Raw genomic sequence first — 24,406 nt, 5'->3', positions numbered from 1 at the left:
ATCTCTCGTATGAAGGTTCTTGTAACTGGCGGATGTGGATTTATCGGTTCACATATCGTCGATAAGTTAATCAAAGAAAAACATGATGTATATGTGGTTGATAACCTAGTGTCAGGGCACAAGAAAAATCTTGATTCAAAAGTGCAAATGATGGATTGTGACATCAACAGCGATTTGATGGAAAAAGTAATCCAAGATTTTCAACCTGAAGCAATTATTCATCAAGCTGCACAGGTGAGTGTGGCTCATTCAATAAATGATATATTGTACGATGAAAACGTAAATATACGTGGCACAGTAAATTTAATCGATCTGGCTAGAAAGTATGGAGTGAAGAAAATGGTGTTTGCATCATCTGCAGCTGTTTACGGAAATCCTGTTTCGCTTCCAGTCGATCTTACTCATCCGACTAACCCATTATCTCCATATGGGGTTTCAAAGCTGTCGGTTGAATATTATTTAAAAATGGCTAGTCAAACATTTGGACTAGATTACACCATTTTGCGTTATGCTAACGTATATGGGCCTCGCCAGGATGCACACGGTGAAGGTGGAGTTATTGCGATTTTTTCTGATTGCTTAGCAAATGGAATAGCTCCAACAATCTTTGGTGACGGTGAGCAAACAAGAGACTTTGTTTATGTAGAAGACGTTGCTTCTGCAAATGTTCGTGCATTAACAATGGGTCATAATCAAACATTGAATGTATCTTCTGGAGAGGAAATTACTGTGAACAAGCTTTTTGAAACAATGCAAGAAGCGGCAGGAACTTCTTTGGAAGTCAATTATAAAGAAGAACGAAGCGGAGATATCCGTAAGAGTGTCCTTTGCAACAAGGTGACGAAGGAACAGTTAAACTGGAATCCAAAAACATCACTACTTCAAGGACTACAAAATACATTAAATTTTTATAAGTAAACTATATCTCCCGTCTTGACGAACCTATCCATAGATAGGAGTGGCGGGAGTTTTTGTCGTAGTTCGAAAAAACGAAACTAGTTGAATTGAGGGACGAAATAGATGAAGCACATTCTCGTGTACTTTCCATATGAACTGCAAAAAAATCCGAAAAGCGGATCAGGTGTAAGGCCAAAACGAATTGTTGAAGCATTTAAGCAATATTGTGAAGAAGAAAACCATGAGTTAGTTGTGATCTCAGGGACAACGTCAGAAAGACAAGCTGCAATCGAACATTATCATGCGCGTAACGATTACCATAATGCCCTTTTCTGTTACATGGAAAACAGCACAATGCCATACTGGTTCACGGATCCGGATCGTAAGCCTAAGAACGTAAAGCTAGACAGCGGTTTCTGGAATACATTGAAGCAGCACAATATTCCGATCAGCTTGTTTTACCGAGATGTGTATTGGAAGTTCGATGATATGTATGTACCGCCAAAAGGAATTAAGTTTCTACGCTACTTAATGAGACAAGTTTATAAGCAGGAGTTAAAAACATATCAGAAATACGTTGACCTTTTATATCTCCCTTCATTAGAAATGAACAAATATGTGGGCTGGCAGGGTGAAGTAAGTGAGCTGCCTCCTGGAATGGAGAAAGTAGAAAAAAGAAACAACATTCCATTAAAGCTAGAAAAGCCATACCAAGCAGTTTTCGTCGGTGGAATTAGTGATCAAGTTGGGATGCTAATGCTTCTTGAAGCATTTAAAGTGCTAAACGAAAATGATCATGTGATTAATCTTGAATTAGTCTGCCGTGAAAATGAGTACACTAAATATCAAGAAATGCATAAGTACGAACAATATAATTGGTTAAAGGTGAGTCATTTATCAGGAGACCAACTAATCGAAATATACGACCGGTCCCACTTGGCGTTAATTCCAAGGGAGAAAAATGCCTACCATGATTTCGCGGTTCCTGTTAAATTGTTCGAATACCTTTCACACCACCTGCCTGTTGCGGCAACAGATTGTGATGCTCAAGCAAGGCTTTTAAAGGAAGAAGGCTTCGGCGTTGTGTCAACAGTGGATGCGGCTGAATACGGAAAGGCAATTCTCGACCTTTTGCAGCCTGACACATACAATCAAACAAAGCAAAACATCGAGCTAAAAGCTTGGGAAAACCATAGCTGGTATGCAAGAGTTCGCAAAGTGGCAAACGATATGTTGCGCATAAAAGAAGGGAGGAGCTAAGAGATGAAGATTGCCGTCTTAGGACCAGCAAGCAATGTACACACAAAAAAGTTCCTTGATTACTACAACAAACAAGGCTTTGACATCATCAACATTAGCTTTGACAGCCACAAGGATGATCAAGATCGTTCACATTGGAAAAACGTCAAAACGCGCTACCTTAATGTAGGTTCAAATAAATTAACGTACTTTTTAACGGTATCAACTCTTAAGAAAATATTAAAAGAGGAAAAACCGGATATTCTTCATGCTCACTATGTATCGAGCTATGGAGTAATCGGGGCACTGGCGAATTATCACCCGTATGTGATATCAGTTTGGGGAATGGATATTTTTGACTTCCCAAAAGAAGGTGCTTTAAATACATATATGGTAAAATATGCATTGAAAAGAGCAGACATGATTGGCTCAACCAGTGAAGTCATGAAGGTGGAAACTGCTAAGTATACAGACAAGAGTATTGAAGTGACTCCATTTGGTGTGAACCTTGATGTGTTTAAGCCGAATGAAGTACGTACCGAATCGGACAAGGTCAACTTCGGTATTGTGAAAACGATGACAGAAAAGTACGGTATTCGTTACCTGTTACAAGGGTATGCTCTTTTTAAGGAGCAAGTGGACGAGGCAACGTATAAGAACACCCACCTCACCATTGTTGGGGGAGGTCCAAAGCTTGAGGAATATCAGAATTTGGCTCAAGAGTTAAACATCGCCGACCAAACAACCTTCACAGGAAAAATTCCGCATGACCAAGTCCCGAACAAAATCAACGAGTTCGATGTGTTCTTTGTGCCATCCACTCTTGATAGTGAAAGCTTTGGAGTTGCGGCTGTTGAAGCTCAAGCCTGTGAGGTTCCGGTTGTTGTTGCAAATGTTGGGGGCCTGCCTGAGGTTGTTTTAGATAAGCAAACTGGCTTCGTCATCCCAACAAAGGATGCACAAGCGATCGCAGACAAAATGATTTATTTCAATAACAACCCTGAAGAAGGCAAAAAGATGGGGAAGCTTGGGCGCGAGCATGTGTCAAAGCATTATCAATGGGAGGAAAACGCTGCTTATATGGTTTCCCTCTATCAAAAGAATTTATTATAGAAGGAAGGGAAAAGCGTGGACAAGCCATTAGTATCAATCATCACACCTTCTTACAATAGTACAAAGTTTATCCCGGCAACGATTGAGTCTGTCCTCTCGCAAACCTATCAAAACTGGGAAATGCTGATTGTGGATGACTGTTCAAAGGATGAATCAAGAAAAGTCATCCGAGAGTACACAGAAAAAGATGACAGAATCAAGTTAATAGAGTTAACAGAGAACAGCGGTGCTGCTGTTGCACGTAATACGGCGATTAAAGCAGCTAAAGGAAAGTACGTTGCTTTCTTAGACAGTGATGATTTATGGGTGCCTACAAAGCTCGAAAAACAAATCGAGTTCATGGAAATCAATGATTACACGTTTACATATTCGAAGTATCAGTTAATGGACGTTGACGGCAATAAGCTCGACCGCGTGATTGATGTCCCAAGGAGTATCGATTATAACGGTCTACTAAGCAATACGATCATCGGTTGCTTAACAGCCGTTGTGAATATAGAAAAAACAGGTCCAATCGAAATGCCGAACATTCGAACAAGACAAGACTTCGCTCTATGGCTTTCGATTTTAAAACGAGGCATCAAAGCACATGGCCTTCAAGAGGTATTAGCCTATTACCGATTGGTACCGGGCTCAATTTCTAGTAACAAAGTAAAAGCTGCAAAACAAACATGGAAAGTATATCGAGAGGTTGAAAAGCTCGGGCTACTTCGCTCAATGTTTAGTTTTACCGGCTATGCGTTGAATGCAGTTAAAAAAACGTATTTGAAATAGGGGAGGAAATACCATGAAAGTACGTAAGGCGATTATCCCTGCAGCAGGGTTAGGAACAAGATTTTTACCAGCAACAAAAGCACAACCAAAGGAAATGCTACCAATCGTAGATAAGCCAACAATTCAATATATTATTGAAGAAGCAGTTGCATCAGGTATTGAAGACATCATGATCGTTAGCGGCCGTGGTAAGCGCGCAATCGAAGATCATTTTGATAAATCATATGAGTTAGAGGAAACACTAGCTAAAAAGGGTAAAGACAAGGTTCTTGCGGAAGTTCAAGAGATTTCAAACCTTGCAAACATCCACTACATCCGTCAAAAAGAGCCAAAAGGTCTTGGTCATGCAATCAACTGTGCAAGCCGTTTTATCGGAAACGAGCCTTTTGCCGTGCTTTTAGGGGATGATATTGTAAAATCAGATGTTCCTTGTACAAAGCAATTAATTGATATGTACGAAAAATATGAGTGCTCTGTTGTGGGTGTACAGCCTGTACCTGATGAAGATGTATCGAAATACGGGATCATCGCTCCTAAGCAGGACCAGCAAAAGCCAGGAGTGATTACAGTCGACTCTTTAGTAGAAAAGCCTGCTAAGGAAGATGCACCATCAAACTATGCCATCATGGGTCGTTACATCTTAACTCCAGACATCTTTAACATTTTAGATGATCTACCAGCAGGAGCTGGCGGAGAAATTCAATTAACAGACGCATTAAAAATCTTAAACGACATTCAATCAGTTGTAGCGTACCCATTCACAGGTGTTCGCTATGATGTAGGAGATAAATTCGGCTTTATTAAAGCATCTGTTGACTTCGCTCTACAACGCGATGATTTAAAGGATCAAGTATATGAGTACTTAAAAGAGGTAGTCAGCAAAGATAATGGAGGTCAATAAAATGCAAATTGCGGTAGTAGGAACAGGCTATGTAGGGCTTGTTACCGGCGTATGCCTATCCGATATCGGCCATAACGTCACATGTGTAGACATTGACGAATCAAAAGTAGAACGAATGAAACAAGGCATCTCGCCAATTTTTGAACCAGGCTTAGAAGAGCTTATGGTAAAAAACTATGAAGCGGGCCGTCTGAACTTTACAACAAAGCACGCGGAAGCTTTCAATGACGCACAAGTAGTTTATATTGCGGTAGGAACTCCTCAGCGTGAAGATGGTACGGCAGATCTGCGCTTCATTGAGCAGGTGGCAAAAGATATTGCCCAGAACCTACAAAATGATGCAGTTGTTGTTACAAAGAGCACAGTACCAGTTGGAACTAATGAAAAGGTGAAGAGAATTATCCTTGAGTACTTAACGAAAGACGTAAACGTTGAGGTAGTCTCTAACCCAGAATTCCTTCGTGAGGGCTCTGCCGTGTCGGATACGTTTAATGGTGACCGTATTGTTATTGGAGCAGACTCAGAGCAAGCAGCAGCTATTATAGAAGAAGTAAACAAGCCATTTGGTATTCCTATCTATAAAACAGATATCCGCAGTGCTGAAATGATCAAGTATGCATCAAACGCATTCCTTGCTACAAAGATCAGTTTCATTAACGAAATTTCAAACCTTTGTGAAAAATTAGGCGCAAATGTAAGTGATGTTGCAAAAGGTATGGGAATGGACGATAGAATTGGGAATAAATTCTTGCAGGCAGGAATAGGCTATGGAGGGTCATGTTTTCCGAAGGATACAAACGCGCTTGTCCAAATCGCAAGCTTCGTTGAGCATGAGTTTAATTTATTAAAATCTGTAATCCAGGTTAACAACGAACAACAGCGTTTACTCCTTAAGAAAGCAAAGGAACGTTTTGGTTCACTGGAAGGCAAAACAGTTGCATTACTTGGTCTTGCATTTAAACCAAACACAGATGATATGCGTGAAGCAGCTTCAATCACTTTAGCTCATGAACTAGTGCAGGAAGGGGCTAAAGTCGTAGGCTACGATCCAATCGCCATGGATAATGCGAAGAACCTACTACCAGCAGAAACGATCTACACAAATTCAGCAGAAGAAGCTGTGAAGATGGCAGATGTTGTTTTCATCGTGACCGAGTGGGATGAAATCAAAAACATCAAATTTGTCGATTATGTGAACTGGTTAGAGGTTCCGGTTATTTTTGATGGACGAAACTGCTATGATTTAGAAGAAGCGGCAAAATATAAGGTAGAATATCACTCAATTGGAAGAAAATCCATTAATAATTTATCTTAAAAAAGCCTAAATAATTGCAACCTTATGTCGATAATATTGGTGTAAGGTTGTTTTATACATGCTATTCAAATAAAATATATTTTGAGTAGTGATACATCTTACCTAGCACTTACCATAGTTAACATAGTTTAATATTTTAATGAAATATTAAATTACAATTATTTGGAAAATAAAAATAGTCGAAAGTACTAGAATTTTTCCGAGTTATGTTATATTATTGGTAATGTATTCATCTGGGAGAAAGAGTTTCATAAATTAGAAGAAATTAACTAAAAAAATAGTTGAATTTTCTACTAGAATATGAAATAATTTCTAAATGTACAGGAGAATATAGCTAGAATAGTTAGTAGATTAATAGGGATTTAGCTATACACCTATATCTCCTATTGATAAAAACAATAATTTTTCAAAACTCGAAAGGGGAACACACACAATGTCTAAAAAGAAAGTCGCAAAGTTTGGTTTAACAGCTGCTGCAGCTGTAACAACTGTTGTTGCTGCTAACCCAGCTGGAGCTGCTGCTGCATCTTCAGTAGAACAAGCAGTAGTACAAGCAAGCACAAATGCAAAAGCATTAACAAAATTCTACGGTAACACTGATCTTACTGTATCTGCTGAATTCACAGCAGCATTCAATTCAGCTAAAAAATCTATCGCTAATGCAAAAGCTCAAGTAGCTGCATTCTCTGGTAAAGAGAAAGCTTACTATGAAGCAACTCTTGCACAAGCAACTGAATTACAAACTTACGCTGCTCGTTACATCGATGCAGTAAACATCTTATCTGGTGAACTTGCTGATGCTACTGAAGCTTTACAAGCTGACGTTGAAGCTGGCGAAATCACTGCTGAAGTTGTTGAAAACTACAACACTCTATCTGCTGCAATCAAAAAAGCAGAAAGAACAATCGGTAAAGTTCGTGGAGAAGCTGTTCGTGAAGCATTCAAAGCAGATTTCTTATTAGATGCTAAACTTGCTCGTGAGTCAGTAATCTATGAAGTTTCTCAATTCAACCTATTAACTCAAATCAACGCTAACATCGCAGCTGGAAACACTGCTAATGTTGAAGCTGATTTAGCTAAATTAGATCGTTTAAAAGAGCGTGCTGTTGAAATCAAAGAAGCTGGTAAAGCTCTTTACCCAGACCGCACTGACGTATACCCAGCTCTTCCAGAAATCGAAGCACAATTACGCACAACTGAAGCTGCAACTGTTGTAGCTTACGAAGAGACTTTAGCTCCTGCAGTTAAATCTGTAAGTGCGATTAACGTTAATAAACTTCAAGTAACATTCAGCAAAGCAGTTGAAGGTGCTAAATTTGAAGTTAAACGTGGAACTGTAACTGAAGATGTTAAAGTAACTTGGAATGAAGCTAAAACAATCGCTACACTAGAAAAAACTGCTGGTAGCTTCTTAGCTGGAGACTACACAGTTGCTGTAACTGGTGTTGAAGGTTTAGAAAATGCTTCTAACACTGTAAAAGTTGAAGCTGAAGAAATTAAAGATGTTGTAATTAATACTTCATCACTTCAAAAGTCATCAACTGCTCCAATCTCAGTTGATTTCATTAATCAATATGGACAGAAAGCAACTATCTCTGCAAATGATAGCAAATTAACTGTTGCAGCTTACAATAAGACTGCTGGTTCAACTGTGAACCAAGTGGCTGGCCAGTTCCAATTGAATGCAAACTCTGCAACTCTTAAAGATGAAGTTGTATTAACAGTTATGTACAACGGAATCAGCAAATCTAAAACTTTAACAGTTGTAAACGCAGCGACTGTAGGTTCTGTAAGCCTTGGAGAAGCAGTTCTTCCAACTGGAAAAACAATGTTCACTCCATCTGGAACAAAAGATATTGAATTAAAATATACTGCTAAAAACACACTTGATGAAGAATATAAGCTTGCTTCTTCTGACCTTTCTAGTGGGGCTGTGCAATTCTTATCATCTGATAATAGCGTCCTAAATCCTAGTGATATCAGTGTAGATGCTAACGGGAAAATTAAGATTGCTAAGTTTGGTAAAGCAGGTGTTGTTACATTAACTGCTTTCACTCCTGCTACTGGTGCTACTTCTAAAACAACAATTGAAGTTAAAGAAGATGCAGGTGCACCTTACGCTGTAACGCTTGGTAAAACTTCTGCTCAATTCGCTGCAGGTTCAACTAGCCCAATCTATGTTGACCTAACAGTTGCTGATAAATATGGCACAGCTATTGCTGCTAAAGACTTAAGTGTTGGTGATTATACATTTACTTCTGATAACGGAACTGTAGCTGTTTCAGGAAATGTTACAATCGAAACAGCTGCAGGAGCAAACCAAGGTAAGCTTAAAATTACTCCACAAGCGGGAGCGCAAAAAGGTAGCAATGCGGTTATTACAGTAACTGTAAATGGTACTGGACAAAAAGCTACTTTAAATCTTTCAGCTAGTGATGCTGCACTTCCTGCTTCTGTTGATACAAAGAAAGATACAACTGTTACAACTGGTATGCTAACAGGTGCTTCACAAACATTACAATTTGATGTTAAAAACCAATATGATACTGTTTATACAACGCCTCAAACTGGTTACACAGTAGAATATACAACTAGTGATGCTAATGTACTTGCTATAACATCAAATGAAACAACTGCTGATGAAGTTAATTCTGCTTCAGTGACTGTTAAGGCTGTTAAATCTGGTTCTGCAACTGTAAAGGCTACTCTTAAGAAAAATGGTGTAGCTGTGGCAGAAAAAGCTTACAACTTAACTGTTGCTCAAAATGACTCATCAAAAGTAACTTATTCAGTAGCTGATATCGCACCGCTTTATAAAGATGCTGATGTTGATGCTAGTGCTACAGATGCAGTAGGTGCAACTAGTGCTGAAATCGATGCTGCCGTAGCTGCTGGTTATGGTAAAGCACTTAAAGTTGTAGCAACTGATGCTGCTGGTAACTCTTACACAGTTCCAACTGATTCAATTGTAGCTGTTACTTCTAATAACAATGATGTAATTGCAGCAAAAGGAACTGATGGAAAGTATTATGTAACTACTGACTCTGTTACTGCAACAGATAAAGATGTTACTGCTACTCTATCTATCACAATCAATGCAGACGATACTGTTAAAACAATTACTAAAGATGTAACGATTTCTAAAGATGGACTAAAAGCTGCTTCTGTATCATTCAAAGACCTAGCTGCTTCTGTTGCTAATGAAGATACTGCCGAGGATGTTACTGAATTATCTTTAGCTAACAAAGCTGCTTACACTGGTGATATTACTGGTGCAGGAAATGCATTTGTTTGGGTAAAAGACCAATTCGGTGGTTACAGCTTAAGCAGTGGAACTATTGGTTCAGCTCTTGTAGCTGTTGATGGTGTTAGCAACTTCTCAGATGATACTGTTACGCTTGCTGCAGGAGCAGTTACAGTTAGCGATGTATCTGGAGATACAGCATTCACTAAAAATGATAGCAAGTTCCGTGTAGTTGCAAATGTTGGTGGTTTCTCTGACTACCTAACTGTTACTGTAGCTGATGGTGTTGCTCCAACTGCTGCCCTTCCTACTGCAACGGGTGCTACCAACAGCGCTACTAAACTAGTTGCTACTTTTGACAGTGCTCTTTACGTAAGTGGAGTTGCAGTGACTGATGGAGCGGATGTTAAATCAGCATTTACACTAGGTGGAACAACTGTTGGAACGACTGCAATCTCTAGTGCAATCTACAATGCTTCTACAAAAACAGTAACATTCACTGTAGCTAATGCAGATGACGCTGATACAATAACTCATAACACAAATGCAACAGCTCTAACAGATGCTGCTGGTAACAAGTTTGCTGCAAAAGTATTTACTTATGCTGCTACTGGTACTAAGTGGACTTCTAACTAATTTAGGAATGGTGCTTGTCACCATCCAAAGCTTGTCGAAAAGCTCTGTGGAGAGAAATCTCTGCGGAGCTTTTCCTTTTTGCTAAAAAACCGAATCAAATAGAATGATAAACATATATTATTTTCTTGATGAAGATATCTTAAGCCCTAATTCCTTCCGAGGAGTTAAGGCTATTTCTATTTGAGGAGGAAAGAAAATGGTATATGTAAATTGGTTCGTAGAGAGAATGAAAAAAACGTTTAATACCGTAGTCTCTCAAGAGGAAGTGAGCTATGAAGCCTATGATTTCTATCATGAAGAACTGGATGACCTGCTAGTACCTGCGGAGCATCTGGAAAAGCTGCCGAACCCGCTTCTCTTTGAGACGCTCAGCTACGTTGATGGGAAGGGAATTGAATGGATATCTGGATTTATACTGGAAGAGGAGACGAGAAGGATTTTGTACGAAGTGTGGATAAAAAACGGAGAGGCAATCGCTTACGAATTGTACATTGAAGATGGAAAGGAGAACGAGAGATGACAAAGTATCATAAAATTACGTTGAATGGAAAGGTAATGTACAGAGAGTTCGACCCAACAACAGGCTACTATGAAAGCGAAATGTTGTCGGAGGAAGATTTAATTGAACAACTCCTGGAGGAAGCAGTGGATTCAGAAATTGATATTGATGAAACAGAAATAGAAAGAGCCATTAACTATATCCCAAGTCCTTTTCAGAGAGAAATGGTTCAAAACTATATTGCCTATCTTGAATCCATCGTGGAGTCATTTGAATAATCTCGCGACAAAACTTACCGAAGTAACTTGAAAACTGGCGACATTTCTCATTCACTGATTTGAATAAATGGAAAAATGTTGGAGATAAAGGGAATTGATAGTGTTTTGTCTAGGGAAACTAACGGCATTATTATATTACTGTCGTGAGCTACCTAAAAAGGAGGTGAAAATGTATGTTGGAGAAAATCATTGTACCTGTTGTTATTGCAGTAGCAACAGAAGTAGTAAGGGAGATTGCAAAAGATAGATAACTAGGAGGAGAACCAGATGAAAGTCATTCCTTGTCTGTGTGGTTGTACATGTCCATTCTGTAAAATAAAAGATATTATCGATATCGTGAAGACTTAAGAGTCATGAATGCAAAACTAACGCATTCATGACTCTTTTTTATTTGGAGGGAAATTGATGAATGAGTTAGTAAAGGGGTTTGAACTATGGCTCTTTGAAGAAGGGAGATCCCCAAAAACGATTGAATCTTATGTTGGTGATATAAAGTCTTACCATCGTTTTATTAACGAGAAGGCGGTTGACATAGATCAGCCACTTTCTCGTTTTGCTTTTGTGCGTTACAAGCAATACTTGATAGATCGCAATTATGCTGTTTCGACAGTTAATAAGAAGATCAATAGTCTGAAGGTATACAACGATTTTTTACAAATTAAAGGAATCGTAGATGGAAATTACATCCAACTGAAACGTGATCGAGTCAAAATAGCCTCTGGTAGTGAACAAGTGGTAACAGCCCTTACGGAAGAACAAGTGGAGCTGCTTCTCTTTTACTTAGAGGATCACAAGAAAGTGAGTCAGAGAAACAAGTTAATAGCCTATCTCCTTTTGTATACGGGGCTGAGAATAAGCGAACTAGTCAATTGTAAGATTGCTGACATTGATTTTCTCACCTCTATCCTTACCATTCGGGGCAAAGGGGGCAAAGTGAGGGAGATTAGTCTAAGACAGGACGTGGTCAATCTCATCCGTCAATATATGCAGGAAGAAAGGAAACAAAGTAAATTTGGAGATAGTGTACATCTTCTTGTCAGTCAGCGTGCCCCAAAAGTACATCGAGATGCAGTTAGAGATTGGTTAGCAATCGTGTCAGAGAGATTAGGGTTCAAATTACACCCACATTTGTTTAGGCATACCTTCTGTACGAGACTGCTTAAGAAGGGTGTTGATCTTACAACTGTAAGTAAGTTAGCTGGACACTCAACTGTCAATATGACAGCTAAATTCTACATACAAACTACAAGGCAAGAAAAACAGGATGCTGTTGAAAGATTGTAAAAGGGAGAGATAATGATGAAAATGATCCAAACTATCGCAGATATAAAGGAATTGAAGGCTATGAATTCAATTCCTCTTGGATACCTAAAAGTCATTGAAAATGAACTCATAAATTGGTTTGAGGCTGAAGGGGAATGTGAATTGCTTACTTCTTTTCGATTGCCAAGCTATTCATGTATCTATCATTTAGAGGATGATAAGGATGGTAATTTCATAGAGGATCAGATTATAAACATCGAATTCATAGAAAAGGAAGTTACAAGTGATTGTTCATATTATCGAATTGGGATGATGAATGACCATCAAATGAGTCTATTTTTCTTTGTAGAAGGAACACTTAGTTTCAAGAATGAACAATGGTTACTTCGATTAGGGGGTGATAATCATGTTTGAAGTAAACAAGCCTATGTATATGACTAGAGTTGTTTATGAGCAACTAAGTAAAGAACACTTGGACTTCATTCTCCAGTACATATACGAGCAGCAACCACAATTAACTGATTATCTCCAGGTGTTCGACTTTTATGTAGAAGACAATGAGCAATGGCTAATACAAAGACAAGAAGTACCAAATCGAGAAACAACAATATTTGTACCAATAAAAGAAAGCGAACTTATTGAAAGGAAGGTTTGGGTAATAGATCAAGGACAGGAGGGAATTATGGTTCTATTTCCAGAAGATTACTAATGAATGGATTCCTGCTTGTTTGCTGTATAGGCCGTAAGCAAGTAGGAGCTAAACATTAATAGCTCATAAATGACTTTCTTTTTTTTTATTTTCATATCTACACAGATATAAAAACATTAAAATAATAGGTTTACGTAGATGTAAAAGTATATCTATATGTAGTTATAGATAATCAAGAAAAAGGAGCCCAAGGACATGGATTACTATGGAGCAAGAAGAAAGAGGAATATTGATTTAAGTAAACATCGGCCACACCTGAATCCAATTCAAACAAAAGCGGAGGAAGAAGCAGAACTTGAAGAAGGATATGAATATGAATATGAGGAGATTGAGGGGGAGTTAGTAGAGGAAGAAATGGTAACACAACATGATTATAATGAAGCAATTAATAGAGTTGAATCTGAAGGTAAACAAATGTTCATAGATGGAAGACCATTCATTCCAAAACAACAACAGAAAAAACAAACATTCGATGATACGCATGTGAGGATAACCACATATTTAGAAAAAAATGTGCATCAAATCGTAAGAATGTTGCAGAAGCAAGGACAAATTGAATCCATCACCAAATTTGTAAATGACAGTATCAAAGCCTACTTGCTTAATGAATTTCATGATTCTAACAATCAATAGTAATTGATGTAAATCAATATAAATAAATCAACTCCAACATTCTACTATACAAATGCGGGCAAACGGGGCAGGATTTGTATACCCCAATTGCCCCCCAAAAAATAACACCTGTATTGTTCCGATCAAAAAAGCGTTACAGGTGTATTTTTTATGAATAAAGAGGGATTTTGTCATCATGATTTAAGAAGTCTTTCAACTTCTCTCTCATATCCGTATTTTTGAAAAAATTCAATAAGGGCTACCTCAAAGATTTCTCTTTGGGTAATGTTCTTTTCACGACTAAAATCAAGTACAAGTTGCACGATGGTATTCATCATGTGTATCGTTTTAGTTGTAGCAATACCGGGAACAATATATCTTGGTACAATCCCAACTTTAGTACCAGGAACAATCAAATCTATTAATCGTTCCTTGTTTTTATTCAATAACTCCAACAGAGGTAAAAAGTCTTTTATGTCATCACTAATTTGACTTTCATTAATGTTAGGTATATTTTGTTCCTCAGACTGAAGTGGATTATCTTCTTTTTCTGTTGCTTTTTCTATACTCTGAATTTTTCCAACTTGCTTAACATAATTATTTGTATCCGAATCCCAAGCGTACCCTCTTGTATTCATATAGGTAGCTAGCTCTTTGTGATCCTTAAATCCAAGACGTTCAGCAGCAGATCTCAAATCAGCTCCATCTTTAGCTAGTATGGCTACTACTTGACCAGCTTTGGAAGCATCAATCGGTTGCCATTCATTTGTCAGAGAGACTTTTGGAATGTAAGTTTGTTTGTGGTGATCCCACTGGAAGTTACGTCGTCTCATATACATATCAATGGTTTTCCAATTCTTGTTTCCATCTTCGAGTGCAATCTCATCTCGTGTTTTACCTTGTGCAAGGGAACGAAGAATCCCTTGCACTCTATCATCATAAATTGGTTTATTTTGTTCTGAATCTACCATGTTTATCTTCCTTTCTTTTCTTGATTGTAATTAGAGTAAATTTACTGCCTCTTTCAATTCTTGGGTATTGGTATGCATGTAGACAGACGTAGTTCGAACATCTGCATGTCCTAAGAGCTTGCTGATTTTCGTCACGTTCACATTTTTTGCAACTAAGAAGCTAGCAAAGCTGTGTCGTAAAATATGGCATGTTACTTTCTTTTTCCACTCTAATTTATACGTTGTTTCTTGAAGAACACGATTAATTGTTTGATGTGACAATTCACCTGTCTTTTTGGTAGCGAAGAATTTATTAGATCCAACATTTACACGCCATCCATTTATATAATCTAATAGGTAAGGTTTCAAAGTTCCGCTAATTGGAACAACACGGTCTTTATTTCCCTTACCAGCAATAACATGGATAAGATCATTTTCTAAATCAATGTCATCGATAGTTAGCTTGGTACATTCAGAAACTCGCAAGCCTGTATAGGCCATTGTTCGCACAGCAAGTTGAACAAGTCTATGGTCAATCGATTCTAGCAGAGTATCTAACTCATCTGCACTTAAGAAAACTCGTTCTTTTCGCTGGCATTTTAGTTGCTCTACATTACGGCTAGGATTTTTCTCAATTAGGTCTTTCTTGTATGCGAATTTACAGAGAACACGTATTGAATTAAGGTGACGGTTGATACTAGCTGGTTGGTAACCTTTTTCTTCTCGGAGCATTCTAAGATACGATTCAATATCATCTTCGGTGAGTTCTTCTAAGTAAGTTGGACAGTTGTACTTTTCAGTTAGAAAACGATCGAGCAGGGTAATATCCATAATGTAGCCACGAATTGTTTCTTTACTTCTACCTTTGTCTAATAGATTTTGTTTTAGTAGTTCAATTGATTTGTTTAATAACATATCTTTAACCTCCTAATTTTCTTGTATCATAGTGATAATATCTGTTTATATTTTGTGCTCTTACAATTTATGGCATAATATCATAGGGATTGGGGCAAAAGGGGCTGTTTCTGCCCCAATTTCCCCTGTAGAAGATGCTATCTTTTGACTGGACGAACTAGGACAATATTTTCCCAGATGTTACCATCATCATCTTCATTGTGTTCAATTACGACTTGAACCTTTTTACCTATAAGGTGCTTAAGCGAATACTCTTCATCAGGTACTCGTCCTAAAATCCCCTTGATTATTGGATATAGACGACTATTTTTCCCAGTACTTTTATTGGCAAAGAAGGGGACAGTAACGATTTCCCCTGTTTTCGGGTGCTTAATATTAAATGGAATGGTGACTCGAATCCAGGGCTTTCCAAATTTACCTCTGTCCATTTTTTCTGCATTCACGTCACCAACTTGTGCGGAATATACATTCTCTGGAAGTTTTGCTTTTCTCTTTGGTTTTACCATTGCAAAAAGATCTTCATCGTCATCATCAATGTTGTCATCCTCAAATGGGTCTTCATCGTTATTCTCATCATTGTCTTCATTGTTAAGGGAGTCTTCATTAAAATCGTCAATATCCTCATCAAATATATATTCTTGCTCTTCAAGATCCTCTTCAAGATCAAGAAGGGGAATATCATCATCTTCTTCATCGTAGAGATTATCATCATATTCGTCATGATAATCTTCATCTTCAGGAGTACTGAAGTCTTGTCTTTCAAAAGGGTCTTGCTCTAGCAAATCTAATTCTCTATCAGTTATTTCATCCAAATTATTAGTATCAAATATTTCATTTTTCATAGTCATTTTTAAATCATCCTCCATTTTTTTGAATAGTATTACGTGATATTGCTTCTTTAGGAATTATCGTTATCAAATACATGAGAAAAAAGATGGACGAGTCTCGGACGATAGGGCTTCTCTTCTTTTCTCATTCGTCCTTTTGGAATAGTCTTTTTCACACAACGATGAGTTTTTCCATCATCTGTTACTTCGGTCTTTATCATGTTAGCTAAATCTAAATGCTTCCAAAGTGTACGCTCTGATACGGGAAAGCTCTCACCACGTTTTGAAAGAAACTTAGAGACAGCGTTGTATGTTGCTTCAGGCAGTAGATAGAAAAAATGATTATCGTACCAACCAATTTTTTCACCACTAGTCTCTACCAATGAGTCTTCAATAGCTAGTCCCTTATCTAATGGTGTTAGCCTTACTTTATTAGATGCAAATAGTTCGTTTAATGCATTTATAAAGATTTCTTCAGGCTTTTCTTGGTTTACCAATGAATTTTGCTTCTGTATTGTTTGAATAAGCACCTTTTCTGCTGCATCTAAAAGTTGATAAGCCATATCCTCTTTAATTGCATCAATAGATTCCATATAGGACAGCATCATATCAAAGGCTACTATAAGCCATGCTGCTGATTCACCAAGTCTTCCATGTGCAGCACTTTTCTGGAAAGTCTCCCTTTTATTATGAAATCGCTCTTCTAATAAGGCAGGGAGGTCATCCATTTGAGGAGTAAGCCATTTGATGTATCCGACCATAGCTTCAGCGAGATAAGGAGCGAACTTTTGCATTTTTGTTAACTCTTCTAGGTTTACATCGTTTTTTTGAAGTTCCGCCTCAATGAATCGTGCCACAGATGATTCCCCTTTAGGAACATCTTCACCTGTAACAATAGCCATCCCTCGAGGAGCATAGTTTTTTTGAAATTGAATAGAAGATGTAAGACGTCCTCGTCCAATACGATCTCCGTACATGCGTAATACTCGTTGAGCGATTTGTGCCATTTTCTGTGATTCGTAACGACTTGCCTCTGGATGGAAGTCATCAATAAGGATCAATGTATCCTTTGTTGAAAAGGCTTTACGTTCAATGGCATTGGCTGTATCTTTGAAACTAGCAGGTGGGTTCTTGCTTACAAACTTCCCGAAATGGGAGAGAAATAACTGTCCGAGAGTCGTTTTTCGAGACCCGGTTGTTCCATGCAACCACACCACAAAATTAGGCTCATTTCCCCCTTGTTTGAAAGCTTCAACTAGTGGGGAAAGATAAACAACAGCTAGTAAGGGAATTGTGATATGTTTTGGAGCAACTTTTAGCAAACGTAAACTAGCTTTAGCTGCATTAATGGGATTTCTAACTTCGTTAGGAAGTACATATCTATCAAGCTCTTTCTCTACTTCAATACTAATATGTTCAGCCCCGATGCAACCATTGGCATGAAGGTAAACCCATTTACCGTTTTCGAGTTGTCTCCAACCGATATGAGTAAAAATATGTTGTTTCTCTATTGAAATGCCCATATGTTGAGTTGCATCTCGAAAGATATCTTTCCTACCTTGTCCAGGCCTAATAGAAGTCTGAATACCCCAATTGTCTATATACCAATTCATAGATAGAAAATCTTTTGATGTAATGTCAATGGGACTAAGTGGTTTTCCACCGTTCAAAACACCTTCAATGCGGAACGTCCTTCTTTCTTCTTGTCCATCGTCTCGTATGACTTCAAGAGTAGGTCTTGCAACAAAATTAGAAACTTCAAAAGGATTACCTTTTTTATCAAAGGAAATGAGTCTCCCATGTTCATCCAACGTGTAGTCCTCAATATCTTCTAATGCATCAATATAAGGTTTATAGATTGGATTTGTAGGAAGCAACGGTTCATCTTTCATATCTCTGATAAACGTTCCAGGAGAGTTTGTCGCTTCATCGTCATCGTTTAGATTCAAACGACCATGACATTTTTCTATCTGTTCCTTACTACAACCGAATGATGAACATCTGACCATAGGGGAATTAGGTTTGGTTTTTCCAATAAGCTCTTCAAGTCGTTCTTCACTTCTTATATCGTGTTTTGAAGATAGTTCCGAAAAAGATTGAGCAGTGTCTGTTTGTCCAGCTTGAACGAATAGTCTTGTCCATAAATGCCAGTCATCTTCCGAGATACCTTTTTGTTGTTGATCTTTCCAAGCTTGTTTGAAAGATTCGCATTGTCCAGCTAACCTTTTTAATACTTTTCTTTCTTCTTCAATACTTGCCACTTGTTTCTGTTTGTCTTTAGAAGTGTCAGTATTGTTATCTTTTACAGCTCCTAACATTCGGTCTACCATCCATTTAGGGGCATCAGCAAGTTCTTGTTTTGCAGGATTTCGATTCTTTAGCCATTTATATTGATTTCCCTGATAAATTGAAGGTGGAAGGATTGTTTGTTGTCCCTCGCCCATGAGGGCTAGTTCACTGTGTTCACCATCGAGTGTTTTTACCACCTTCTTTAGTGGAGTTCCTTCTGGTGAGCGGTAGAGTAAGCGAAGTCCACCGCTAGGAGTTCGATATGTCCATGTCTCAGGTAAATCCCCGTTACTCCACTCTTTAAGGAGATCTTGAGCCTTTTCCCCATCTACATCAATTCCAACAAGTTCAGAGGCTTGTCCAAGAACAAGACCGATATTCATCTCATGATAAGTGTCTAGCCATTTCTCTATCTCTATTGATGTAGGTGCTTTATTTCTCTTTTGCCAACCTTGTAACTTAGGTATTTTTCCGTTACAAGGAATAACAGGTAGATTAAGTTTATTTGCGTAGTATTGAATAGACTTTTTCATTTGGTCTTTGTTGTACAAAGTGGTTTCTCCCTCCAATAAGTTTTTTGTTTGTCTGCTACGTTTATGAGTATATCAAATTGGATATTCATAAAAATATTGCATAAATTATGGTGTTATTGTAGTTTTATGCTATGATAAATGCATAAGTATTGCGTTTTTGGAGAAAGTCTGTGACACTTCAGACCTAAAGGGGAGGGGTTGCTTTCGAATAGATCTATGGCGGCTAAAAAACGTTGATATGACTGAGATTAAGACCATATTCAATGAAAAGAGTATCTGTTTCTTGTATAACACCATGTCAAGCATTTTTTTAAAATTTTTTTTGGAGGAATAATAATGGATCAACAAATGGAAGAAATGAAGTTTAAAAAAAAGGAAAGACATAAGAGAATAACGGAGATAGTACAAAATTATTCATTGAAAAAACAGGAGGAAATAGTCAAGATCTTAAAGAAGGATTATAAGATTGAAATAGCACAATCCACGGTATCAAGAGATATAGAAGAATTACAAATCACTAGAGATTCCCAAAATTTCTACGTCTTAGGTTCAAAGGTAAGAAGAAATAAGGAAGCAAGTAACCTTTCAAAAACACTTCGACAGGCTAACGCTGAAAGAGTAGAAGGTGAATTAAGTACTTATTTGGTAAAAGGTAAACCGGAGTTTTTACCAATAATAGCGAGTCAAATTGAATCCTTATTTGCAATTAATAATATTTCTATATCTACTTTTATTGGACAGAATGGTTCATTACTTTTATTATTCCCTAAAGAAAACCTGAAATCAGTCGATAAGGTACTCGACCAAATTTTTACTCATATTTCAGAATGAGGGACTAACGGGGCAGCATTCAACTTGCCCCGTTTTCCCCAACGGTATATGTGATGCCTGTAGTTTAGCTTGTTTCTAAAACTCAAACCTTTCCAATGAACAGTAACTTGTTGTTACATTTTCCTAATGATCAACTATAGTGAGTTAATTCATTCAGCTACTTGTTATGGTAAATATGTAAAAAAACTCACGGCAAGTCCTACAGAACTGACGTGAGTTTTGTGCGATTAACAAAACACAAATCAAAGTGGAATTTAATACTAAAGTAGATAAAACTACTGCAGAAGATGAAAAGAACTTTTTATTAAATGATGTTTCTCTATATGCAACTCCTGCAACTGATGCTGTAGCAAAATTACAAGATGATGGAAAAACTGTAATTATTACTGCTGGTACTACTGGAGGATTTACAACTTCATCATTCACTAAAGATTTAGGATATTCTTTAACAGTAAATGATGTTAAAAATGAACAAGGTACGAAAACTGTAGAGAAAACTGTGAAATCATTTGTATACAATGATACTGTTGTACCAACTCTTGTAAGTGTTGAAGCAAAAGCAGCTACTACTACTCGTTCAGTAACTGTTAAATTTGATGAGCCAGTACAAGGAATTGGTGTATATAAAGTAAATGGTAAAAATGCTTCAGTTTCACAAGGTACTGATAAGTCTGAAGTAACATTAACTACAACTGATACTTTAACAGCTGGTCAAAGTTATTCTTTAGAAGTAACTAATGAGAAAGATACTGAAGGCAACCTATTTGCAGAAACACCTGTAACACAAAACTTCACTGTTTTATCTGATACAACAGCTCAAGGAATTAGCAATGTTGAGGTACTAGGTGATGATACACTTCGTGTTTCTTTTGATGAAAAAATGGATGCTACAACTTTAACTGGTACTTCAAACATTAAATTATTAGATGCAAATGGTACTGATATCGTTTCAAGAGGAGCATCAGTAGTTATTTCTGCAACATCTGGTGATACAACTGGTAAGAAATTTGATGTTAAGGTTACAGGTTCAAAATCACTATTTAATTCTAACAAACAATTATCATTGTCATTAGTTTTAACTGATAGTGTTAAAGATTCTGTTGGTAACAAAGTTACATCAGCAACACAAAATGTAACATTTACACTTGATGAAACTAAACCAACTATTACAAAAGTTGAATATGTAAAACCTGGTGTAACTTATGATGGTTCAGCAAGAACAACTGGGGCTATCGTATTAACATTCAGTGAAGACTTAGCTTCAGCTCCATCTCTTACAACAAGCGATTATAAAGCTATTAAAGATGATGGTACAGATGAAACAACTACAGTAGGCGCATTAACTGGTTCATTTAAATCAAATACTAAAAATGTTGTTATTTTAACTCCTGCAACAGCATTAGCTGGAGATAAAACAGAAACACTTCGTTTAAATGCCGATTTATTCACTGATGATTCTATTGGTGCAAATAAAAATGAAGCTTCTGTTCAAACAATTGACTTAGAAAAAGGTATTGCTGGTACAGATACTTCTAAGCCAACTGTAAGCACAGTAACAGGAATCCCAGGTTCACCAAATACAATCACAGTACAATTTGGTGAAGCCCTTACTGGACTAAATGGTTATTTAGATGTTGCTAACTATCGTTTAGATGGTACTGCACTTCCAGCAGGAACTTACATTACAAAAACAGCTGCAGATACAGTAACTATTAACCTTCCAGCAGGGACTGTAAAAGAAACAAAAAATTATGCATTTAACGTAATTAATATTTCTGATAAAGCTGGAAATGTTATGAATACACATGCAGTTAACACTGTAAGTCTTCGTGATGATATTAAACCAGTTTTAACTTCAAGTAAAACTAATGCAGATAACTCAATTACTTTAAGCTACACAGAAAATGTAACAGGTGCATTAGAAGCTGATTTTGAAGTTTACTTAAATGGAAAAACAACTAAACTTCCAGTTGCTTCTTATACTATTGCTGACGTTACATCTGGTTCTGATGCTGGTGCATCTTTACTTAAAGTAGTTTATGCTTTCGAAGATACAGATACTACTCCTTCAAATGGAGATGAAAAACTATTTATTGAAGTTGATGGTTTAGCTGGTTACACTGCAGGTGATATCTTAGTAGTTCAAGGAACATATGCTGATTCTGCTGCTGCAACTGCTGCGTATGGTGCAACTACTGTTAAACTTACTGATTTAACTAGTATTAAAGTTAAAACTGCTGCATCAACTAAAGGTGCTGATGCTGCTTCTAATACTGTTAAAACTGGAACTGAAATTACAGTTAAGTAATTTTAATTGCTCTTTAAAAACTGGAACAGTGCCTGTCACTAATCGAGAAATGTCGAGGACATTAAAGGAAGCTCTGTGGAGAAAATCTCTGCAGAGCTTTTCTTTTATTAGAAACCGAATTAAATAGAATGACAAATATATATTATTTTGATGAAGATGATATATAATGCCCTAATTCACTTAAAGAATTAGGGCTATTTCTATTTGAGGAGGAATTCAAATGTACCTTAGCAATGTATGTAATCAAAAACAGGTGAAACATTCCAATCAAAACACCATATTCATCAGTGAAGAAAAGGGAAATGTCAGAGGAGAGCAGAGATAATGGCAGATATTGATTGGTTTGTAAAAACTATGAAAAGAACGTTCAACAAAGAAGTCGTAAGGGATGAAGTAAGTTTTGAATCATATGATTTCTATCATGAAGATATTGATGACTTGTTAATCCCTGCTGACCATCTGAAAAAACTTCCAAACCCACTAAATTTGGAAGCAATAATGTACATTGATGAAGAGGGATATGAGTGGATATTAGGAGTAGTTGAAGAGGATGGGACTAGAAGGAAATTGTACGAAGTATGGATAAAAAATGGAGAACAACTTGCATATGAAATGTATGTGGATCTTTTTCACCAAAAACAGAACAGATTAACTAATAAAAGTAGAACAGTAATAACAAGTTATTCTTATATATATAGACAGATATTACTTTTATCTCGAGCAAAATATTAGACTATTCAGATATCTAAAGAGGGTAAAAAAGGGGGCATATTGTTTTTAGTATGAACTTTTTTAAGTTATTTAATTATCAAAGAACAATTGTTTTTCTAACATCTAGATATAAAGTCAAAAGCTGAAATAGATGTTAACTTTATATCGTGTACGCTGTGATATTTTAATAACCTCTTTACATTATCCCTCGAAGCATTCTTAATTAATTCAAGAAATATAAAGTAGTCTTCTGCGTATTGGTTAAAATGCTGATCATATAGTTTTTTAAGCCAGCGAGGTAGTTGTCTTTTCTGGTTGGATTGATCAAAACCATCTGATTTATGCTGATGCATACGTAACATATTCCATACTCTGTATTTCCTGTATCCCTTTCCGTAGCAACGGCTATATTTAGCTAAAGTTTTCCCATCACTAGACAGGATCTTAACAGTTCGGTCATTATATTTTATCTTCACCTTTTCTCCTTTATATTCTTCAGGTGCAGAATAATAATTACCATCTAATGAAACTAATGTATCATTTCTAACCTTTCTAGTAATCTCATGAAAGTAAACGAAATGCTTTGAAGGAACTTGGCCTGCCAGTGAACACTCATATTTCATTAGTTTCTGACATGTATTATTTTTTGTTGGGTGTTTTTTATCATTCAATCTTTTAAAGATCACGTTTATTTCATTTTGTAAATGCTTAATAGATTTATAGTCTTGGTTCAGACCATGAAGTTCTTGTTTTAATGTAGCTACAGCATTTTCAACAGTTCCCTTTTGATTTGGTTTATAAGGAGTACACGGGCGTACCGTCATTCCATAATGATTCTCTAGCTGTTTGAATAGGTCTGTTAATTGTATTTGGTTTTCCCTAAATGAACGATTTTTTACAGCAATTTTCATATTATCTATAAGTAGAATGGAAAATACGCATTTGATATGCTTTGTAAAAGAGATAAATGCATCTACGAAAGACTTTGAATCCATTTTCTCAGTAACATGTACATAGCGAAAATTACTGTAAGGTAGAGCAAACACTGCAAAATGGATAAGTTTGTTACGCTGATTTACTCTAATTGTTTTTGATCCCCAGTCGAATTGTACAGCTACACCTGGTTCATGATAAATATCTAGATAGCTTTCCTTCAAACGATTTCGCTCAAATCTTACCCATTGTCCTACTTTAGATTTTTTAACAATATAACCGTCATTTAGTAGACTCAGATGTAATTGATTTACTGTGAATCTACTTTTACGTTTCTCTAATGATAGATAATACCGAATTCTTTGTCTGATCATTTCTTCTTGGGGGTCATACTGGGAAGTTCTCTTTTTATAAGGCATATGTGTGGTACCGGTTTGTTTAAAGTGCTGAATACGTTTATTTACACTATCTAAACAAACAGCAACTTCTTTAGCAATTGCCCGCTGAGCAGTACCGATTAGGTGTAAATCTAGGATTTGTGATTCTTGGGTTCTGGATAATGTCATATTGATTCTCCTTTTTAAATGAAAGAAATACATATTCTTTATCGGTATTGAAAAAGAAGAATT

General features: G+C 36.9%; 21 protein-coding genes. 16 read left to right on the top strand and 5 right to left on the bottom strand.

The genetic code is table 11. From position 1 onward, the window contains the following. The first annotated feature begins 9 nt into the window (after positions 1-9). The 13 genes from LPC09_RS23355 to LPC09_RS23295 all read left to right on the top strand — a co-directional run bounded on the left by LPC09_RS23355 (position 10) and on the right by LPC09_RS23295 (position 13,501). Complete coding sequence (locus tag LPC09_RS23355) at positions 10-918, top strand: NAD-dependent epimerase/dehydratase family protein (RefSeq protein WP_231308552.1); 909 nt, start codon at positions 10-12, stop codon at positions 916-918. A 102-nt stretch (positions 919-1,020) separates the two neighbouring features. Beyond that, a complete protein-coding gene (locus LPC09_RS23350; RefSeq protein WP_231308551.1) occupies positions 1,021-2,157 on the top strand; it encodes a glycosyltransferase in 1,137 nt (378 codons plus the stop codon). A 3-nt stretch (positions 2,158-2,160) separates the two neighbouring features. Continuing rightward, positions 2,161-3,249, top strand: coding sequence for a glycosyltransferase (locus LPC09_RS23345; RefSeq protein ID WP_231308550.1), 1,089 nt, complete (start codon positions 2,161-2,163; stop codon positions 3,247-3,249). A gap of 15 nt (positions 3,250-3,264) precedes the next feature. Further along, positions 3,265-4,023 (top strand): glycosyltransferase family 2 protein, encoded by a 759-nt coding sequence (locus LPC09_RS23340; protein ID WP_231308549.1) that lies wholly within the window; start codon positions 3,265-3,267, stop codon positions 4,021-4,023. Positions 4,024-4,036: 13 nt separating this feature from the next. Then, positions 4,037-4,924 (top strand): UTP--glucose-1-phosphate uridylyltransferase GalU, encoded by an 888-nt coding sequence (gene galU, locus LPC09_RS23335; protein WP_231308548.1) that lies wholly within the window; start codon positions 4,037-4,039, stop codon positions 4,922-4,924. 1 nt (position 4,925) lies between these two features. After that, positions 4,926-6,239: a UDP-glucose dehydrogenase family protein gene (locus LPC09_RS23330; protein WP_231308547.1), complete on the top strand. Its 1,314-nt coding sequence runs from the start codon at positions 4,926-4,928 to the stop codon at positions 6,237-6,239. Positions 6,240-6,672: 433 nt separating this feature from the next. Beyond that, the gene (locus LPC09_RS23325; RefSeq protein WP_231308546.1) at positions 6,673-10,119 is read left to right on the top strand and encodes a hypothetical protein; all 3,447 of its coding nucleotides are present in this window, start codon (positions 6,673-6,675) and stop codon (positions 10,117-10,119) included. A gap of 196 nt (positions 10,120-10,315) precedes the next feature. Then, positions 10,316-10,639 (top strand): hypothetical protein, encoded by a 324-nt coding sequence (locus LPC09_RS23320; protein ID WP_231308545.1) that lies wholly within the window; start codon positions 10,316-10,318, stop codon positions 10,637-10,639. Next, the gene (locus LPC09_RS23315) at positions 10,636-10,896 is read left to right on the top strand and encodes a hypothetical protein (RefSeq protein ID WP_231308544.1); all 261 of its coding nucleotides are present in this window, start codon (positions 10,636-10,638) and stop codon (positions 10,894-10,896) included. Before LPC09_RS23320 ends, LPC09_RS23315 begins: the two co-directional genes overlap by 4 nt. 405 nt (positions 10,897-11,301) lie before the next feature. Then, complete coding sequence (locus LPC09_RS23310; protein ID WP_231308543.1) at positions 11,302-12,180, top strand: tyrosine-type recombinase/integrase; 879 nt, start codon at positions 11,302-11,304, stop codon at positions 12,178-12,180. Between the two features lie 15 nt (positions 12,181-12,195). Further along, positions 12,196-12,573 carry a hypothetical protein gene (locus LPC09_RS23305; RefSeq protein ID WP_231308542.1) on the top strand — a complete coding sequence of 126 codons (378 nt, stop codon included), beginning with the start codon at positions 12,196-12,198 and terminating at the stop codon, positions 12,571-12,573. Then, positions 12,566-12,868, top strand: coding sequence for a DUF960 family protein (locus tag LPC09_RS23300; RefSeq protein WP_231308541.1), 303 nt, complete (start codon positions 12,566-12,568; stop codon positions 12,866-12,868). The genes LPC09_RS23305 and LPC09_RS23300 overlap by 8 nt, the downstream gene beginning before the upstream one ends. 195 nt (positions 12,869-13,063) lie before the next feature. After that, entirely contained in the window at positions 13,064-13,501 is a 438-nt protein-coding gene (locus LPC09_RS23295) for a hypothetical protein (RefSeq protein ID WP_231308540.1), read from the top strand. 173 nt (positions 13,502-13,674) lie between these two features. Here the strand turns inward: LPC09_RS23295 and LPC09_RS23290 are convergent, their stop codons facing one another. The 4 genes from LPC09_RS23290 to LPC09_RS23275 all read right to left on the bottom strand — a co-directional run bounded on the left by LPC09_RS23290 (position 13,675) and on the right by LPC09_RS23275 (position 19,012). Further along, a complete protein-coding gene (locus tag LPC09_RS23290) occupies positions 13,675-14,451 on the bottom strand; it encodes a hypothetical protein (RefSeq protein ID WP_231308539.1) in 777 nt (258 codons plus the stop codon). A gap of 30 nt (positions 14,452-14,481) precedes the next feature. Further along, positions 14,482-15,345 (bottom strand): tyrosine-type recombinase/integrase, encoded by an 864-nt coding sequence (locus LPC09_RS23285; protein ID WP_231308538.1) that lies wholly within the window; start codon positions 15,343-15,345, stop codon positions 14,482-14,484. A gap of 137 nt (positions 15,346-15,482) precedes the next feature. Then, the gene (locus LPC09_RS23280) at positions 15,483-16,193 is read right to left on the bottom strand and encodes a hypothetical protein (protein WP_231308537.1); all 711 of its coding nucleotides are present in this window, start codon (positions 16,191-16,193) and stop codon (positions 15,483-15,485) included. A 50-nt stretch (positions 16,194-16,243) separates the two neighbouring features. Continuing rightward, positions 16,244-19,012, bottom strand: coding sequence for a bifunctional DNA primase/polymerase (locus LPC09_RS23275; RefSeq protein WP_231308536.1), 2,769 nt, complete (start codon positions 19,010-19,012; stop codon positions 16,244-16,246). 318 nt (positions 19,013-19,330) lie between these two features. On the opposite strand from LPC09_RS23275, the gene LPC09_RS23270 reads away from it, so the two are divergent. From LPC09_RS23270 to LPC09_RS23260, 3 genes are all read left to right on the top strand, one after another. Beyond that, the gene (locus LPC09_RS23270) at positions 19,331-19,825 is read left to right on the top strand and encodes an arginine repressor (RefSeq protein ID WP_231308535.1); all 495 of its coding nucleotides are present in this window, start codon (positions 19,331-19,333) and stop codon (positions 19,823-19,825) included. A gap of 247 nt (positions 19,826-20,072) precedes the next feature. Next, on the top strand, positions 20,073-22,133 hold the full coding sequence (locus tag LPC09_RS23265; protein WP_231308534.1) for an Ig-like domain-containing protein: 2,061 nt from the start codon (positions 20,073-20,075) through the stop codon (positions 22,131-22,133). Between the two features lie 324 nt (positions 22,134-22,457). After that, positions 22,458-22,865, top strand: a complete 408-nt coding sequence (locus tag LPC09_RS23260) for a hypothetical protein (protein ID WP_231308533.1) — start codon at positions 22,458-22,460, stop codon at positions 22,863-22,865. A 95-nt stretch (positions 22,866-22,960) separates the two neighbouring features. On the opposite strand, the gene istA is transcribed toward LPC09_RS23260, so the two are convergent. Next, positions 22,961-24,343, bottom strand: a complete 1,383-nt coding sequence (istA, locus tag LPC09_RS23255) for an IS21 family transposase (protein WP_231308532.1) — start codon at positions 24,341-24,343, stop codon at positions 22,961-22,963. Positions 24,344-24,406 lie beyond the last annotated feature (63 nt).

Source organism: Metabacillus sp. B2-18 (assembly GCF_021117275.1).
Lineage (GTDB): Bacteria > Bacillota > Bacilli > Bacillales > Bacillaceae > Metabacillus.
Note: the sequence above shows the minus strand (reverse complement) of the source record. Positions and strands in the feature narration are given on the sequence as shown.